This is a genomic window from Burkholderia sp. LA-2-3-30-S1-D2 (assembly GCF_001523915.2).
GTDB lineage: Bacteria > Pseudomonadota > Gammaproteobacteria > Burkholderiales > Burkholderiaceae > Burkholderia > Burkholderia diffusa.
This window is the reverse complement of the sequence record NZ_CP013383.1, coordinates 102,030-117,591: the sequence shown is the minus strand read 5'-3', so window position 1 is coordinate 117,591 and position 15,562 is coordinate 102,030. Positions and strand designations below refer to the sequence as shown.

Below are 15,562 nucleotides of genomic sequence, written 5' to 3'. Positions count from 1 at the left end.
CCGATCGACTCACAACCGATCGGGCTTTTTGCTTTCCGGAATCCGGCGGAACGACCGGCATCCGCCGGCGCCTGTCAGCGCTCCACCGGCGCCTGCACGCGCGCCTTCCACTGGCCGCCCTTGCCGCGCCAGTAGCGCCACGCCGACGCGAACGTCGCGCCGACGTAGAACAGCGCGACGAGCGGCAGCGCTGGCGCCCACAGAGGCGAGCGGCGGTAGTAGCGCAGCATCGGCGCATAGGCGGTGCACATCGACGCCCATGCGAGCCACGCCGGCCAGGCGCGCGCGCCGTACGCGAGCGCGGCGACGGGCGGAACGAGGTAGATGATCGTCATGCCGAGCAGCGTGCCGGCGAGCAGCAGCGGTGAATAGTGGAGCTGCGTGAACGCGGTGCGCGCGATCATGTTCCAGATGTCGCGCCAGCTGTCGTACGGACGCAGCGACACGCTGCGGTCGGCCAGATCGAGCCGGATCGGATGCCGGCCGCTGCCGCGATGCTTGATCTGCGCGGCAAGGCTGCAATCGTCGATCAGCGCGCCGCGGATCGATTCGATGCCGCCCGCCTCCTCGAGCGCGCTGCGCTTGACCAGCATGCAGCCGCCCGCGGCGCCGGCCGTCCGGTTGCGCGGATTGTTGATCCACGAGAACGGATAGAGCTTCGCGAAGAAGAACACGAACGCCGGAATCAGCGCCTTTTCCCAGAAAGAATCGCAGCGCAGCCGTACCATCAGCGATACCAGATCGCGCTGTTCGGCCTGCGCGCGCGTGACGAGCTGGGCGACGGCGTCTGGCGGATGGCCGATGTCGGCATCGGTCAGCAGCAGATAGTCGGCCGGCAGCCCGAGCGTGCGCACCGCGGCGATGCCCTGCGACTGCGCCCACACCTTGCCCGACCAGCCGGCCGGCAGTGGCTTCGCGGCCAGCACCGTCAGGCGGTCGGCGCGGTTGATCGCGAGCGCGGCGGCGCGCGCCGCGTCGGCGGTGCCGTCGTCGCTGTGGTCGTCGACAATGATCAGATGAAAGTCGCCCGGATAATCCTGCTCGAGCAGCGACGTCGCCGCGCGGGCGATCACGTCTGCCTCGTTGCGCGCCGGCACGACCGCGACCACGGCCGGCCAGCCGGCCTGGGCCGCGGCACCGCGCGCCTCGGGCGGCAGCGCCCGCGCGGCGCGCGCGCGCCAGAAGCCCCCACGCGCAACGAGCAGCACGATCCAGATCAGCAGTGACAGGCCGGACACCAGGAACGTAATTGCCAGCATCATCGGCACGCCTCCTGCCGGATGCCGGCGCGAACGGCACCGGATCGTCCGGCCATAATCAGGGCCGGAGTGAAAACACCCATGACCGCATCGGCGGCAGGGCAATATGCGTAAGAATCGACGGTCATCGAATGGCCTTGAAATGAGCGCGACGCCGGGCAGCCGGACAGGCTGCCCGCGAAACCGCGCAGTTTACCGGGTTCCGCGACCGCGAGCGCCGACGCGGCTCTGCGACGAATGCAACACGGCCGATACGGCACCAGAGCAAGGACGGCGCGATAGGGTTAAAATGCGCGATTAATTCGGGGTTCCGGGGCCTGGCCTGGCCGGTTCGTTTCCTGCCTTCATAACATCAAGCCGGGGCGAGCGAGCAGTGCCAGCTCCTCGAACCCCGGCGTCTGTCGTCGGAGTTCGCTCACTTATGCGAGTCATCCTTGCCCAGCCCCGCGGCTTTTGTGCGGGGGTTGTCCGTGCGATCGAGATCGTCGATCGCGCGCTGCAACAGCACGGCGCGCCGGTCTATGTGCGTCATGAGATCGTGCATAACCGGCATGTCGTCGAAAACCTGCGTAATAAAGGGGCACGATTCGTTGAGGAGCTCGACGAGGTGCCGCATGGCGCCGTGGCGATCTTCAGCGCGCACGGTGTCGCCCAGACGGTCGAACGCGACGCCGAAACGCGCGGGCTCGACGTGCTGGACGCCACCTGCCCGCTCGTCACGAAAGTGCACGTGCAGGGCCGCCAGTACGTCGCGGCGGGCCGCCGGCTGATCCTGATCGGCCATGCGGGCCATCCGGAAGTCGAGGGCACGATCGGCCAGATTCCGGCCGAGGTGATCCTCGTGCAAAGCGAGGCAGAAGTCGCTACGCTGACGCTGCCGATCGATACGCCGGTCGCGTACGTCACGCAGACGACGCTGTCGGTCGACGACACGCGCGGCATCATCGAAGCGCTGCAGCGCCGGTTCACCGACATCGTCGGCCCGGACACGCGCGACATCTGCTACGCAACGCAGAACCGCCAGGCCGCCGTGCGCGAGTTGAGCAGCCAGGTCGACGTGCTGCTGGTCGTCGGTGCGACGAACAGCTCGAACTCGAACCGCCTGCGCGAGATCGGCACCGAAAGCGGTGTGCCGAGCTATCTCGTCGCCGACGGCTCGGAAGTGAAGCCCGAATGGTTCGCGGGCGTGCAGACGGTCGGCCTGACCGCCGGCGCGTCGGCGCCCGAGGAAATGGTTGAGGATGTAATCGGCGCGCTGCGCGCGCTGGGGCCCGTCGATGTCACGACGATGACGGGCCGTGAGGAAAAAGTCGAATTCAAGTTGCCGGCGAAGCTTACGCAAGCTGTCGCCCGCGAAGTTTAAGGAGGACAACTCTTGTCTATTCCGCTGCTCCAGCAAGTCCGCGTCGGCGCATACATCATGCGCCAACACCTGTCCGGCAACAAACGCTATCCGCTCGCGCTGATGCTCGAGCCGCTGTTCCGCTGCAACCTCGCCTGTAACGGCTGCGGCAAGATCGACTATCCGGACCCGATCCTGAACCAGCGCCTGTCCGTCGAGGAATGCCTGGAAGCCGTCGACGAATGCGGCGCGCCCATCGTGTCGATCGCCGGCGGCGAGCCGCTGCTCCACAAGGAGATGCCGGAGATCGTCAAGGGCATCATGAAGCGCAAGAAATTCGTGTACCTGTGCACGAACGCGCTGCTGATGGAAAAGAAGATGGACGACTACCAGCCGAATCCGTATTTCGTCTGGTCGGTCCACCTCGACGGCGACAAGGAGATGCACGATCACTCCGTGTCGCAGGACGGCGTGTACGACAAGGCCGTCGCCGCGATCAAGGAAGCGAAGCGCCGCGGCTTCCGCGTGAACATCAACTGCACGCTGTTCAACGATGCGATCCCCGAGCGCGTCGCGAAGTTCTTCGACACGCTGGGTCCGATCGGCGTCGACGGCATCACCGTGTCGCCGGGCTATGCGTACGAGCGCGCGCCGGATCAGCAGCACTTCCTGAACCGCGACAAGACGAAGAACCTGTTCCGCGAAATCCTGAAGCGCGGCGAAGGCGGCAAGCGCTGGTCGTTCAGCCAGTCGTCGCTGTTCCTCGACTTCCTGGCCGGCAACCAGACGTACAAGTGCACGCCGTGGGGCAACCCGGCGCGTACGGTGTTCGGCTGGCAGAAGCCGTGCTATCTGGTCGGCGAAGGTTACGTGAAGACCTTCAAGGAACTGATGGAAGACACGAACTGGGACAACTACGGCGTCGGCAACTACGAGAAGTGCGCGGACTGCATGGTCCACTGCGGCTTCGAAGCCACCGCCGTGATGGACACGATCGCGCATCCGCTGAAGGCGTTCGCCGTGAGCCGCAAGGGCATCAAGACCGAAGGCGCGTTCGCGCCGGATATCTCGATCGCGAAGCAGCGCCCGGCCGAGTACGTGTTCTCGCGCCACGTCGAGATCAAGCTCGAGGAAATCCAGCGCGCCGGCAAGGGCAAGCTGCAGAAGCCGGCGAAGCCGGCAACGGCGGCTTAAGCGCGTATCGCCTCACGGAGGTTCGCGCCTCCGCTGCGGCCCGCATCGAAGAAGCGCCACGGAGTTCGCTCCGTGGCGCTTTTGTTTGTCGGGCGTCGTCGCAAGGCCGCGCGCATTCGTGCGCGCATGAGCCTGCGAACGCCCGCACGCCTAGTGTTTCGACTCCGCCGCCGCGATCAGTTGCCACGCGGTCGGCCCGCGATCGAGCAGCGGGTCGGACGGCGGATCGAGATCGTGCCGATGCGCGTCGTCGGACGGCAGCGCTTGCGACTTCGCGATGCCGATCTCGTCGCCGCATACGGTGCATCGATAGATGCCCGCAACCGTCGTCTCGCTTCCCGGCGGCAGGTTCTCGCTGAATGCGCGGCCGCTTCCGCACGTGAAGTAGCCACCGATCCTGTATAGCGCCATCGCGCCTCCTGACTGAAACGGATGCATTCGCGGCGACACGCACGATCGCCGCGAACGCGCGGATGGATCGTCATCGACCGAACCCGTTCGGTTCGTGTCGTGACATTGGCCGGCGAGCGTCAGCCCCGGGGACCGGAACACGCATGAAACGCAGCCAGGGTGCCGGTCGCGTTGCCACCGCTCAATGCAGGACGGCCGGTTCCCGCATTCGGGCCGCCGCCTGCGCGACCAGCCCCGCCTGCTCGCTGGACGCGAACGCGCACACGTGGCGCCACAGCTCGGCGAGCCGGTGCCGCGTGAGCGTCGCGACGCACGCGTCGTTCGCGGCGAGCACACGCTCGAGTGCCGCGCACTCGTCGTCGTGCAGCGTCCATGCGCCGCTTTGCGCCGCGCGCGCCATGCTCGCGTCGAGCACGCGCTCCGCGTCGACGCACAGGTCGATGCTCGCATCCGGGGATACCGCGTCGTCGAGCGCGAGGAACACCAGGTAGACGCTCGTGCGCAGCCGCATCAGCAACGTTTCGCTGCCGTGCTCGCCGCGCAGCGCGACGAGCGCCATGTGGCATTTCAGCGAGATGTCGCGCACATGCGCGGGCGGCAGCGGCAGCAGCCACTCGCGCGTCAACGGTCGGTGGCGACGGCCTTTTCGAGCGGCCTTCATGATCCGCCCTCGGCTGCCGCGTCGTCGTCCACGTCGAATACCGGCCACGCGGTGCGGCACGCGACGGTGCCGCGGCTCGCGTCGCGATGGCCGTTCGCGCGGCGTCGCGCGCCGCCGCACACGTCGCCCCGCCGCCGCGTCGCGCACGCCTGGGGCAGCCGGCGCATCGCGGATGCGCGCAACACGTCGGGGAGTCGGTCAAGGCATGCCATGCTCTGCTCCTGCATCAGAACGTGTTCTCGCCCTTCAGGTAATACGCGGTCTTCACGAAGAACGCCTTCACCGGATGGCCGCTCTGCGCTGCGCTGGCCGCGCGCGCTTCCATCGCGGCCTTCTCCTCGCGCGAGCGGTCGGGCACCGGGTACCTCACGCGTTCGAGCGCACGCTGCATCGCGAGCGGATAGTTCTGGTTGCCGGCTGTCGTCGCACGATAGCCGGCGCGCGTCATCTGCCTCAGTTGCACATCGGTTTCGGCACGCGCCGCCGACCAGGTCAAAGGCGCGACGTTCGACTGCCACTCGGTATCGACGGACTGCGCGAAGCTCGCGACGGGCAGCACGGCAAGCGCGCCGGACAGGACAGCAAGGGAAACAACGGATCGCATCATGGCCTCCAGATGGTTGTTTCCGCATCGATCGTCGTCGATGCGGTGCAATCATCGTATGTCGCGTGACCACGCGCTTGAATAGCCGATTCCGCAATGGATATTTTCAGCACCGACGGACGGGGTGCGATCCACGCGATTCGCCAATGCTGCCTGAGCGGAATTTCTTTATTTCATTCAACTACCTGATCGCGTTTTTGCAGACGAATCGACGAGGCACGTCAATCGCTTTTGCAGTTTTTGAAATGACGTATTGCAGATGCGATTTCGGCGCAAGCCCTGCCTGGCGCGGCTTTCGGCACGATGCCGCACATGCCGGCACAACCGGGAAACGATTCGACGAATGCATCGGATTTCCTGACACGCGACAAATCCACCGCGCCGATTGACCGCTTCGCGACGAGACGTGTCCCGCGAGGACGCGAGATAATTGCGCATCGCGCCGTCAGGCACGGCTCTTATCCGTTCCCTATTCTTCTCTCGAGTTCCACCATGGCTGCCATCGACACCACCTCCATCGACAGTTGGCACGCACACGTCTACTTCGACGCCGCGAGCCGCGACGCAGCATGGGCGTTCCGCCTCGTCGTCGAAGAACGATTCGGCGCGATCATCGAGCTCGGCCGCTTTCACGAGCGTCTCGTCGGCCCGCATCCGGCCTGGTCCTACCAGATCGCGTTCGACGCCGCGCAGTTCGACACCATCGTGCCGTGGCTCGTGCTGAATCACGGCGCGCTCGACGTCTTCCTGCATCCGAATACCGGCGACGATCTGCGCGACCACCGCGACAGCGCGGTGTGGATCGGCAAGTCACATGACCTGAATCTCGGCGCGCTGGCCGGCTGACGGGCGGCACGCGGTCGCGTCCGGCATACGCGACATCCACGTTTTGGCCTGGGCTGAAACGTCCGGCGGCACGGCGTCGATACAGTGGTTCCGTTACCCACGTTTGCCGGAAGCTGCCATGACACAAGCCGACACCGATGCGCAACGCGTCCATCAAGACTGGCACGTCGCCGTCGTCGCGCGCGACCTCGACGCATTGATGTCGCTGTACGCGGACGACGCGATACTCGAAACGCCGCTGATCGTCGTCACGCTGCCCGATCACGGCTCCGGCGTGCTGCACGGCAAGGCCGCGATCGGCGCGTTCTTCGCGGCTGGCCTGCGCAATTCCGGGAACAAGCTCGGACGCTGGTATCGAACCGGGCTGTTCTTCTCGAACGGCCGGCAACTCACGTGGGAATATCCGCGCGAAACGCCGGAAGGCGATCAGGTCGATCTCGTCGAGGTGATGGATCTGCGCGACGGGCTGATCGCGCATCACCGCGTCTACTGGGGGTGGGTCGGGTTCATGGCGCTGCGCGGCGCGGCACAGGCGGCCGGGCACGCATGACGCGCGCCGCGCCGCCCGCGTTCACGCTCACGCTCACGCGACATACATCGCCACGCTGACGAACTGGCACAGGCTGCCGGCCAGCACGAAAAGATGCCAGATACCGTGCCCGTGGCGGATGCGTTCGTCGTTGATGAAGAAGTAGATCCCCGCGCTGTAGATGACGCCGCCGGCCACGAGCCATGCGGCACCCACCGGCGGCAGCGCGTGAATCAGCGGGCGGATCGCGACGAGCGCGAGCCAGCCCATCAGCACGTACAGCACCATCGACACGATGCGCGTGCGCCGTCCGAGCGTGAGTTCCTGCGCAATCCCGAATGCGGCGAGCCCCCAGCTGACACCGAACAGCGACCAGCCCCACGGACCGCGCAGCGTGACGAGCGTGAACGGAGTGTAGCTGCCCGCAATCAGCAAATAGATGGCCGAATGGTCGCACTTCTGCAGGATCGCCTTCAGGCGCGGGTTGCGCACGCTGTGATACGCCGTCGAAATCCCGTAGAGCAGGATCAGCATCGCACCGTACACGCTGAAGCTCACGATCTTGTAGGGATCGCGGTCGAGCGCGCCCATCGTCACCAGCGCGACCAGCCCTGCCACCGACAACACCGCGCCGACGAGATGGGAAATGCTGTTGAATCGCTCACCGACATGCACGACGGGTTCTCCTGCGCAGATTCTTCTGGGGAAAAAATGATGCCTCATATGATACCGGCGCCCGGACTTTGCCGCGCTGAACGACGTCAAACGCCGCCGTGACGCGCGCCTCGCGCGTACCGCACCGGCCCGCCAAAGAAAAAGCGCCGCGAATGCCTTCGCGGCGCTTCCCGGTCCGTCACCGGACCGCCTCACGGGCCGGCTGCGCCGGCTCAATTCAGCAGCACTTCCCTGCCCCCGACCCGTACCGCGCATTCTGACGCTCGCGGAAGAACGCCTCGTACGTCATCGGCTCGCGGTCCGGATGGGTTTCGCGCATGTGCGCGACATAGGTGTCGTAGTCGGGCAGGCCGACCATCAGCCGCAACGCCTGCCCGAGGTAACGCCCCGCACTGCGCAGGTCGCTGCCGAGATCGGTGAACATCGCGGCCTCCCGTTATCGTCCGCTGCCGAGCGCCTGCGCGGTCGGCATCGCTTCGTACGGCGTCTCGCGCACGGTCGGCTTCGACTCGCGACGCGCGCGCAGCACGGCGAGCAGGCCATACCCCGCGATCGCCACGACGACGAAGATGAACAGGCCGGCCAGCGCCGCATCGATGTAGTCGTTGAAGATGATCCGCTGCATCTGCGCGATCGACTTCGCCGGCGCGAGCACCTTGCCTTCGTCCACCGCGGCCTGCAGCTTCGCCGCGTGCGCGAGGAAGCTGACCTTCGGATTCGAGTCGAAGATCTTCTGCCAGCCGGCCGTCAGCGTGCAGACCAAGAGCCATGCGGTCGGCACGATCGTCACCCATGCGTAGCGCTCGCGCTTCATCTTGAACAGCACGACGGTGCCGAGCACCAGCGCGATCGCGGCGAGCATCTGGTTCGAGATCCCGAACAACGGCCACAGCGTGTTGATGCCGCCGAGCGGATCGACCACGCCCTGATACAGGAAATAGCCCCACGCGGCCACGCACAGCGCCGTGGCGACGAGGTTTGCCGGCAGCGACTCGGTGCGCTTGAGCGCCGGGTGGAACGTGCCGAGCAGGTCCTGCAGCATGAAGCGGCCCGCGCGCGTGCCGGCGTCGACGGCCGTCAGGATGAACAGCGCCTCGAACAGGATCGCGAAGTGATACCAGAACGCCATCATCGCTTCGCCGCCGATCACCTGGTGCAGAATGTGTGCCATGCCGACGGCCAGCGTCGGTGCGCCGCCCGCGCGCGCGATGATCGTCGTTTCGCCGACGGCCTTCGCGGTCTGCGTGAGCATGTCGGGCGTCAGCACGAAGCCCCATTGCGTGACCGTGTTCGCGACAGCTTCGGGCGTCGAGCCGAGCACGGCGGCCGGCGCGTTCATCGCGAAGTAGATGCCCGGCTCGATCACGCAAGCGGCCACCAGCGCCATGATCGCGACGAACGATTCCATCAGCATCGCGCCGTAACCGATGAAGCGCGCGTTGGTTTCGTTGTCGATCAGCTTCGGCGTCGTGCCCGACGAGATCAGCGCGTGGAAGCCCGACACCGCGCCGCATGCGATCGTGATGAACAGGAACGGGAACAGGTTGCCCGACCACACGGGGCCCGTGCCGTCGACGAACTTCGTCAGCGCGGGCATCTTCAGTTCCGGCGCGACGACCAGGATGCCGATCGCGAGGCCGAGGATCGTACCGATCTTCAGGAACGTCGACAGGTAATCGCGCGGCGCGAGCAGCAGCCACACCGGCAGCACCGATGCGACGAAGCCGTAGCCGATCAGGATCCACGTAAGCTGCGTGCCGCTGAACGTGAACCATGCGGCGAGCGCCGGCGAATCGTGCACGGTCTGGCCGAACGCGATCGACGCCATCAGCAGCACGAAGCCGATGATCGACACTTCGCCGATGCGGCCCGGACGGATGTAGCGCGTGTAGACGCCCATGAACAGCGCGATCGGAATCGTCGCGGCGACGGTGAACGTGCCCCACGGCGAATTCGTCAGCGCCTTCACGACGATCAGCGCGAGCACCGCGAGGATGATCACCATGATCAGGAATGCGCCGAAAAGCGCGATCACGCCGGGCACCGTGCCGAGCTCCATCTTGACGAGGTCGCCGAGCGAGCGACCGTCGCGGCGCGTCGAGATGAACAGCACGATGAAGTCCTGCACCGCGCCGGCGAACACGACGCCGGCCAGGATCCACAGCATGCCGGGCGTGTAGCCCATCTGCGCGGCGAGCACCGGTCCGACGAGCGGCCCGGCGCCGGCGATCGCGGCGAAGTGATGGCCGAACAGCACGTACTTGTTGGTCGGCACGTAGTCGAGGCCGTCGTTGTGCCGGACGGCCGGCGTCATCCGCAGCCCGTCGAGTTGCATGACCTTGCTGGCGATGAAACGGCTGTAGAAGCGATATGCGATCAGATATACGCAGACTGCGGCGATCACGATCCAGAGCGCGCTGACGCGTTCGCCGTGCGCAAGTGCGATCGTCCCGAACGCGAACGCGCCGAGCAGCGCGACCGCAATCCAGAGCAGGGTACTGGAAGCCCGATTCATGGCGTCTCCTGGTCTCCAATGTGTTTTTGAGTGGATCCGGCGAGGCGCCGGACCCGCGTGACGTCGATGCGTCGTGCCGCGTCTCGCGGAAGACACGGCGGTGGGCCGTAGTATTCCGCGCGACGGGGGAGGCTTACAAGCGCACAACTACGTATGCGTGGCTACGTAGAATTACGTAGCCGCGGGGGCGAGAACTCGGGTTGAGGCCGTGATTGACCGACGCGCGACCGAACACGCCCCGCGGTTGGCCATGCCCGGCGCATTGCGCGCCGGGCCGCATGCATCAGTGCTTGTCGTCGAGCTTCTTCGGCTTCGGCGGCGACGGCACCTTCGCGTACTGGAACGCCGGCGTCGCCTTCAGCGCGGCCTTCGTCGCGCCCGGCAGGTAGATGTTGCCATTGCGCACGTCGAGCGATGCGATCGGCACCGCGACGTCATGCGCCGCGACGCCCAGGAAACCGCCGGCCGACACGATCGCGGCCGACACCGAGCCGTCAGGCGCGACGATCAGGTCGCGCACCGTGCCGACTTTCTGGTTCTGGTCGTTGTACACGGCCTTGCCGAGCACGCTCTTCTTCACGCTCCAGCCTTCGAGCAGCGCCTGCGATTGCTCGACGGTGACGCTGAGTGGCTGGGCGCCCGCGATCTGCGCATGAACGTTGATGCTCGATACGAGAACGGCGGCTGCGACGATTGTCTTGGTGAAAGCCATGCTGATTGCACTCCGGTTAGGTTGTAGTTGGTGCCGGGAGCGAAGCGGCGCAGGTGCGGTGGTGAATCGGTGAGCACCCCGCGCTTCGTCGATGCAGCAGCGGCCGGCCGCGCCGCCGCTGCGTGTGCGCGCAACGGGCCCGGACGGGCGCGTCGGGTAACGCAACACGGGTCATGGTATCGCCAGTCGAGAAGTGCTGCCATCAGGCTGCATTACACAGCGGCGTGCGGAAATGAACGAAGATCAATGTCGGCGTAGAAAATGCCGAGCGAGATTCGGAATCAGACGACATTCACTGCTTCTCGAGCAGCTTGCGGGACGCGAACAATTCGGCATCGCTGCGGATGCCGAGCTTGCGATACGCCGATTGCTTTTGCGCGCTGATCGTCTTGCGGCTGCGGGAAAATTTCAGTGCGATATCGGATACCGACATGCCCGCCAGATAACAGCGCAGCACCTCGTGCTCGCGCGGGCTCAGGCGCAGGTCGGCGGATGATTCCGATTCGGCCGCCGGTGCGTCTTCGCTGACCGCCGGTTTCGGTGCCGCCACACTCTGGACAGGCGTCGCACTCGCCATCACCCTGCCTGCCAATTCGGTGCTGATATACGAGCGTCCCTCTGCGACCACACGGATTGCATGTACCAGTTCGCGAAGATTTTCGCTCTTGCCGAAGAAACCGAGCGCGCCTGCGCGCATGGTCATGTTGACGGTTGCGGGCGTATCGCTGCTCGACGTCATCAGGATCCTGCAATCCGGGAAGCGCGTACTCACCAGCTTGACGAGATTGAGGCCGTCGATTTCGTCCGGGCCCAGCGTGTAGTCGAGCAGCACGACGTCCGCGTGATTCGACTCGAGCCAGCTGATCAGGTCGCGCGACCTTGCAAAGCTCGCCGCCACTTCGATGCCGGTCCTCTCCGTCAAATAACTGGCGATCCCGTGCTGAACGACGGCATGGTCGTCCAGGATCACGACGCGGATCGGTTGGAGCTCTGGTCTCATTGCTACCCCTTTTCTTTCTGGCGATACGGCCATCAACGGTTGGCGCATTCTTGCCATCGCAAACCGGAGCGGATTATTCGAATTAGCTTACCGGCTTTCTGGATAATTTTTAACCCCGCCAGCTAAACAGCCTATGTGCGAGCAGTCGTGGCGGGCACCATGCAATCTGATTCGGCATTCGCGGTAGCGATAGCATGGGGAACGGCCCGCGCGCCCCGTCTCCGCCGCCAGAACGGCGTATGGCGCCGGGCGCTGGCCCGACCCGCAACGAATCGCCTAGACCTTGGCGCTCGCGTCGTCGAAAGGCACTGTTGACGCCGTTGCTCTCGTCCGCACCGCGTTGCGTCGACGCAACAGACCATCTGTGATGACGCCCTCGCGCTGCGCATTTCTCACGCCACTGCAGCGCCTGATACAGATCATCCCACGTGCAAAGTTGACGCCTGAGGAGAAAGCATGGATCGCCGCGCATCCGGTCGTGTACACCTATGCCGACACGCATTGGCGTCCGTTCGAATTTCGCAAACGCGGGAAGGTCGTTGGCGTCGTGCCGTCATGTCTCGATGCGATTTCGCGAATCGACGGACTGCGCTTCGAGTATGTCGACAACGTATCACGGGCCAATTCATACCAGGCTCTCATGTCGGGGAAGAGCGACATGGCGCCGGGCGCGTCAAGAAGCGCCGACATCTCGCAATACCGCAGCGGCACCATTTGCCAGCCTGCCGTACTTCGTCGGCACATTGGTGGTGGCCACACCGGAGCGCTTGAATCCCTTTCCAGCCACGGGATCCGCGCGCTGATCGTACGGTCCGGTCGTCGCTCGAGCTTGCTACAGCGCTCGCAACTGGCACCGAAACAGGCTGGCCGTGCGGATGCGGCGGTTGCTGCTTCGGAATCGCTGCTGATGCTGCTCGACGACGTCCTCGAATATTCGCGTCTCGAGTCTCGAAACGTGACGCTCGCGCCCGAGTCTGACGGCACATCCACGCATGGACGTAGCGCAGCGCCGACATAGTGCGCTGGCGCGTCGACGAGAAAAACCTGAGCCTGGCGCTCCAACTCGCGTGCCAGACCGAGCTGTGCGTGCTGATCGATCCGGTGCGCACGCGGCAGATCGTGCTGAACCTGCTTGTCAACGCCATCAAGTCCACGTCCGCCGGCTCGCCACCGCGTGAACGGCAGTGGACTGGGTCTATTGATCTGTCGCGAACGGGTTGACTTGATGAACGCCGTGGAGTTCGCGAAGCCGCGTTTCGGCTTGCAACGCGACATCTGCGATATCGCCCAGTTTGGTCAGATGCGACGCCCCCGCAATCCGGTGCGCGGCCCGTGCGGCTGCGGCGAAATCGCGCGATAGCAATCCGTTGACAAGGGCATCGAGATCCTTCGCCACTTCGCGGTCATAGACCGCGCTGAGATCGGCGGCATGCGGCGCCGCCGGTTTGGTCTCGGCATACGCTGGGCACCACATTGCGATCAACTCCCGCAATGTTTCGAGCCGCAGCGGCTTGCCCAGCACGCCGTCCATGCCGCTGTCGAAGCAGCGCTCGCGATGCGCGTCGCCGGACACCGCCGAAATCGCGATGATCGGAACATGTCTGGCTTCGCGTGCCGACTCATCCTGACGGATCATCTTCGCGAGCGCATAACCGTCGAAGTCCGGCAGATCGCCGTCGAGCAGCACGAGGTCGACACGGTCGTGCGCCAGTTGACGCAGCGCGTCCTCGCCGGTGCCGGCGACGATGCCGACGCAGCCGAGCTCGTCGCATTGCTGCTGCAGCGCCAACTGCACGGTTTCGTGATCGTCGACAATCAGGATACGCGGCGAGTCGGGATGAGCGTGTCCAGGCTGTGCGTCGACCGGCACGGGCATCGACGCGGCAGGCCGCACCGGCAACGGCTCGTCCACTGCCGTGACGGGCAATCGCACCGTCATCGTCGTTTCGACGTGCGGCAGGCTTTGGACGGTGATCGTGCCATGCATCAATGCGACCAGTTCACGGCAGATCGCGAGGCCAAGCCCGCTGCCGTTGACGTCCTGGTGAAGCGAGGCAGGCCCCTGCCAGTATGCGTCGAAGATGTGTTCGAGCCGCTCGGGCGCAATGCCGATGCCGGTATCGCGCACTTCGAGGGTCAGCGTGCCATTTTGCCCGTGGCGGCTCGACACATACTCGACGCGCAGCGTCACCGAGCCTGCGGATGTGAACTTGATGGCGTTGACGAGCAGATTCAGCACGATCTGGCGCACACGGACCGGATCGATTGAAACACGCACCGCCGGCGGACAAGCAAAGTCGAGCACCAGCTCCACCATCTTCTCGTCGGCGCGCCAGCGCACCATGTCGACCGTATGTCGCGCCCACGACTCAAGCTCGACTGCCTGCGCGGCAAGCTGGACCTTGCGCGATTCGAGGCGAGAATATTCGAGGATATCGTCGAGCAGCGTCAGAAGCGTCTCGGATGCCGAAATCGCCGCATCCGCGCGATTCGCCTGTTGCTCGGTCAACCGCGAGCGCTGCAGCAATTCCAGTGACGACAGGATCGTGTGCATCGGCGTGCGGATTTCGTGACTGACGAACGCGAGAAACGTCGCCTTGTCGCGCTCGCTACGGATCGCGGCCAGGCGCGACTTCCACGACAGGAATGCGAGCATCGCGAACGCCAGCAGCGCGGCGACAATCGCGACCACCTGGGGCGCCCGGTAATGCAGGATCGAACGGATCGTCGGCTTGCCGTAATCGGCCATCTCGACCCAGTCGCGGGTGAGCTCCGCCGTCTTGCTCACGGGAATGGCCGCGAGAGACTTGTCGATGATCGATGCGAGGATCGGCAGGTCTGCCCGCGTGAGCATCGCCAGCGATACGGGACGGTCTGCAAGCATCCCCGACATATAAAGCTGCCCGGGAAACTGCCGCTGCACGATCGGCAGAACCGTGACGTCGACGCCGAGCGCGGCATCAGCCTCGCCGTTGGCAACCGCGGCGAGCGCGAGTTCCTCGGTGTCGAACGTAAGCACGTCGAGCATCACGCCGCTGTTGCGCGTGAAATACTCGACCGCGCCTCGCCCCTTGATCGCGACGCGCCGGCCTTCGAGCCGCTTCAGGTTGAAGATCATCGCGGAGTCGTTGCGCGTGACGGCGGTCAGCCGCCCGACCAGGTAGGGCGCACTGACGAGAGCACCGGTGCCGGCGCGGTCCGGCACCAGTTCGCGCCACACGCCCGGCAGCAGATCGACCTTGTGCGCCGCAAGCGCAGCGTACGCGTGACCCCATTCCGTGCCCGGCACTGTCTCGAACGTCAGCCCGGTCATTTTCGAGATTGCGTTCAGGTACCCCGCGACAAGGCCGGCGTGGTTGCCGTTGCGCATGTATTCGATCGGATGCCAGTTCGCCTCGACTGCGATATTGACAACCGGGTGCGCGCGCATCCACTGCAGCTCCTCGTCAGTGAAAGTGGGCTTCCAGCAGGCGGTCGCGCCGTTCGCAGGGAGCGACGAGGCAACGAGCAAAAGGAACATTGCGCGCAGGAGCAGGCGCGGTGCGGTGCGATACGCGATAGGACGTCCTTCCATGTACGATGGGGCGGCCGGAGCAGGTGCATCGGAGACCATGCACGGCATGCGCCGTCGGTTGAGGTTTGCAGATGTGTCGACTCTATCCGACGATTCGCAAATCAACCGTCCATCCAATCCTATTTCAGACAGATGCCTTAAGAATTGGCCTAAATTTTGCCGCCGGCAATCGGGTTCGTATCAGCAGGATCGCCCACAGCGCGGCCGCACGCGGCACGGCGGCTCGGGCGCACGCGCCTG

General features: G+C 65.2%; 17 protein-coding genes. 6 read left to right on the top strand and 11 right to left on the bottom strand.

What is annotated here, in order from left to right; translation table 11 throughout:
• Positions 1-74: 74 nt before the first annotated feature.
• Positions 75-1,262, bottom strand: coding sequence for a glycosyltransferase (locus tag WS66_RS00545; protein WP_059598905.1), 1,188 nt, complete (start codon positions 1,260-1,262; stop codon positions 75-77).
• Between the two features lie 418 nt (positions 1,263-1,680).
• On the opposite strand from WS66_RS00545, the gene ispH reads away from it, so the two are divergent.
• Together ispH and hpnH are read left to right on the top strand one after the other, a co-directional pair.
• Positions 1,681-2,622: a 4-hydroxy-3-methylbut-2-enyl diphosphate reductase gene (ispH, locus tag WS66_RS00535; protein WP_059598904.1), complete on the top strand. Its 942-nt coding sequence runs from the start codon at positions 1,681-1,683 to the stop codon at positions 2,620-2,622.
• A gap of 12 nt (positions 2,623-2,634) precedes the next feature.
• The gene (hpnH, locus tag WS66_RS00530; protein WP_044844979.1) at positions 2,635-3,795 is read left to right on the top strand and encodes an adenosyl-hopene transferase HpnH; all 1,161 of its coding nucleotides are present in this window, start codon (positions 2,635-2,637) and stop codon (positions 3,793-3,795) included.
• Between the two features lie 150 nt (positions 3,796-3,945).
• Here the strand turns inward: hpnH and WS66_RS00525 are convergent, their stop codons facing one another.
• The 4 genes from WS66_RS00525 to WS66_RS00510 form a co-directional block, all read right to left on the bottom strand.
• Entirely contained in the window at positions 3,946-4,206 is a 261-nt protein-coding gene (locus WS66_RS00525) for a hypothetical protein (protein ID WP_059598903.1), read from the bottom strand.
• 181 nt (positions 4,207-4,387) lie between these two features.
• Positions 4,388-4,867, bottom strand: a complete 480-nt coding sequence (locus tag WS66_RS00520; RefSeq protein WP_059598902.1) for a hypothetical protein — start codon at positions 4,865-4,867, stop codon at positions 4,388-4,390.
• Positions 4,864-5,079 carry a hypothetical protein gene (locus tag WS66_RS00515; protein ID WP_059598960.1) on the bottom strand — a complete coding sequence of 72 codons (216 nt, stop codon included), beginning with the start codon at positions 5,077-5,079 and terminating at the stop codon, positions 4,864-4,866. Before WS66_RS00515 ends, WS66_RS00520 begins: the two co-directional genes overlap by 4 nt.
• Positions 5,080-5,093: 14 nt before the next feature.
• Positions 5,094-5,471, bottom strand: a complete 378-nt coding sequence (locus WS66_RS00510; RefSeq protein WP_059598959.1) for a hypothetical protein — start codon at positions 5,469-5,471, stop codon at positions 5,094-5,096.
• A 492-nt stretch (positions 5,472-5,963) separates the two neighbouring features.
• Between WS66_RS00510 and WS66_RS00505 the strand changes: the two genes are divergently transcribed.
• Both WS66_RS00505 and WS66_RS00500 read left to right on the top strand, forming a co-directional pair.
• Complete coding sequence (locus WS66_RS00505) at positions 5,964-6,317, top strand: DOPA 4,5-dioxygenase family protein (RefSeq protein WP_059598901.1); 354 nt, start codon at positions 5,964-5,966, stop codon at positions 6,315-6,317.
• A 118-nt stretch (positions 6,318-6,435) separates the two neighbouring features.
• Positions 6,436-6,867 carry a nuclear transport factor 2 family protein gene (locus tag WS66_RS00500; RefSeq protein WP_059598900.1) on the top strand — a complete coding sequence of 144 codons (432 nt, stop codon included), beginning with the start codon at positions 6,436-6,438 and terminating at the stop codon, positions 6,865-6,867.
• A gap of 33 nt (positions 6,868-6,900) precedes the next feature.
• On the opposite strand, the gene trhA is transcribed toward WS66_RS00500, so the two are convergent.
• The 5 genes from trhA to cblR all read right to left on the bottom strand — a co-directional run bounded on the left by trhA (position 6,901) and on the right by cblR (position 11,796).
• Positions 6,901-7,521: a PAQR family membrane homeostasis protein TrhA gene (gene trhA / locus WS66_RS00495; protein ID WP_059448906.1), complete on the bottom strand. Its 621-nt coding sequence runs from the start codon at positions 7,519-7,521 to the stop codon at positions 6,901-6,903.
• 217 nt (positions 7,522-7,738) lie between these two features.
• Positions 7,739-7,945, bottom strand: coding sequence for a YbdD/YjiX family protein (locus WS66_RS00490; protein WP_059598899.1), 207 nt, complete (start codon positions 7,943-7,945; stop codon positions 7,739-7,741).
• Positions 7,946-7,957: 12 nt separating this feature from the next.
• On the bottom strand, positions 7,958-10,036 hold the full coding sequence (locus WS66_RS00485) for a carbon starvation CstA family protein (protein WP_059598898.1): 2,079 nt from the start codon (positions 10,034-10,036) through the stop codon (positions 7,958-7,960).
• 283 nt (positions 10,037-10,319) lie between these two features.
• The gene (locus tag WS66_RS00480; RefSeq protein WP_059598897.1) at positions 10,320-10,748 is read right to left on the bottom strand and encodes a PRC-barrel domain-containing protein; all 429 of its coding nucleotides are present in this window, start codon (positions 10,746-10,748) and stop codon (positions 10,320-10,322) included.
• A 292-nt stretch (positions 10,749-11,040) separates the two neighbouring features.
• Positions 11,041-11,796 (bottom strand): cable pilus system response regulator transcription factor CblR, encoded by a 756-nt coding sequence (gene cblR, locus WS66_RS00475; protein ID WP_311767583.1) that lies wholly within the window; start codon positions 11,794-11,796, stop codon positions 11,041-11,043.
• Between the two features lie 235 nt (positions 11,797-12,031).
• On the opposite strand from cblR, the gene WS66_RS33990 reads away from it, so the two are divergent.
• Together WS66_RS33990 and WS66_RS34725 are read left to right on the top strand one after the other, a co-directional pair.
• The gene (locus WS66_RS33990) at positions 12,032-12,766 is read left to right on the top strand and encodes a hypothetical protein (RefSeq protein WP_179955244.1); all 735 of its coding nucleotides are present in this window, start codon (positions 12,032-12,034) and stop codon (positions 12,764-12,766) included.
• A complete protein-coding gene (locus WS66_RS34725; RefSeq protein WP_059598894.1) occupies positions 12,766-12,969 on the top strand; it encodes an ATP-binding protein in 204 nt (67 codons plus the stop codon). Before WS66_RS33990 ends, WS66_RS34725 begins: the two co-directional genes overlap by 1 nt.
• Here WS66_RS34725 and WS66_RS00465 read toward each other — a convergent pair.
• Positions 12,944-15,322 (bottom strand): ATP-binding protein, encoded by a 2,379-nt coding sequence (locus WS66_RS00465; RefSeq protein WP_082728797.1) that lies wholly within the window; start codon positions 15,320-15,322, stop codon positions 12,944-12,946. The genes WS66_RS34725 and WS66_RS00465 overlap by 26 nt on opposite strands.
• Positions 15,323-15,562 lie beyond the last annotated feature (240 nt).

Bases quoted from the DNA above. Each gene is read 5' to 3' on its own strand.
- WS66_RS00545 (WP_059598905.1), bottom strand. From the start codon at position 1,262: ATGATGCTGGCAATTACGTTCCTGGTGTCCGGCCTGTCACTGCTGATC.
- ispH (WP_059598904.1), top strand. From the start codon at position 1,681: ATGCGAGTCATCCTTGCCCAGCCCCGCGGCTTTTGTGCGGGGGTTGTC.
- WS66_RS00525 (WP_059598903.1), bottom strand. From the start codon at position 4,206: ATGGCGCTATACAGGATCGGTGGCTACTTCACGTGCGGAAGCGGCCGC.
- WS66_RS00520 (WP_059598902.1), bottom strand. From the start codon at position 4,867: ATGAAGGCCGCTCGAAAAGGCCGTCGCCACCGACCGTTGACGCGCGAG.
- WS66_RS00515 (WP_059598960.1), bottom strand. From the start codon at position 5,079: ATGGCATGCCTTGACCGACTCCCCGACGTGTTGCGCGCATCCGCGATG.
- WS66_RS00510 (WP_059598959.1), bottom strand. From the start codon at position 5,471: ATGCGATCCGTTGTTTCCCTTGCTGTCCTGTCCGGCGCGCTTGCCGTG.
- WS66_RS00505 (WP_059598901.1), top strand. From the start codon at position 5,964: ATGGCTGCCATCGACACCACCTCCATCGACAGTTGGCACGCACACGTC.
- WS66_RS00500 (WP_059598900.1), top strand. From the start codon at position 6,436: ATGACACAAGCCGACACCGATGCGCAACGCGTCCATCAAGACTGGCAC.
- WS66_RS00490 (WP_059598899.1), bottom strand. From the start codon at position 7,945: ATGTTCACCGATCTCGGCAGCGACCTGCGCAGTGCGGGGCGTTACCTC.
- WS66_RS00485 (WP_059598898.1), bottom strand. From the start codon at position 10,036: ATGAATCGGGCTTCCAGTACCCTGCTCTGGATTGCGGTCGCGCTGCTC.
- WS66_RS00480 (WP_059598897.1), bottom strand. From the start codon at position 10,748: ATGGCTTTCACCAAGACAATCGTCGCAGCCGCCGTTCTCGTATCGAGC.
- cblR (WP_311767583.1), bottom strand. From the start codon at position 11,796: ATGCGCCAACCGTTGATGGCCGTATCGCCAGAAAGAAAAGGGGTAGCA.
- WS66_RS00465 (WP_082728797.1), bottom strand. From the start codon at position 15,322: ATGGAAGGACGTCCTATCGCGTATCGCACCGCACCGCGCCTGCTCCTG.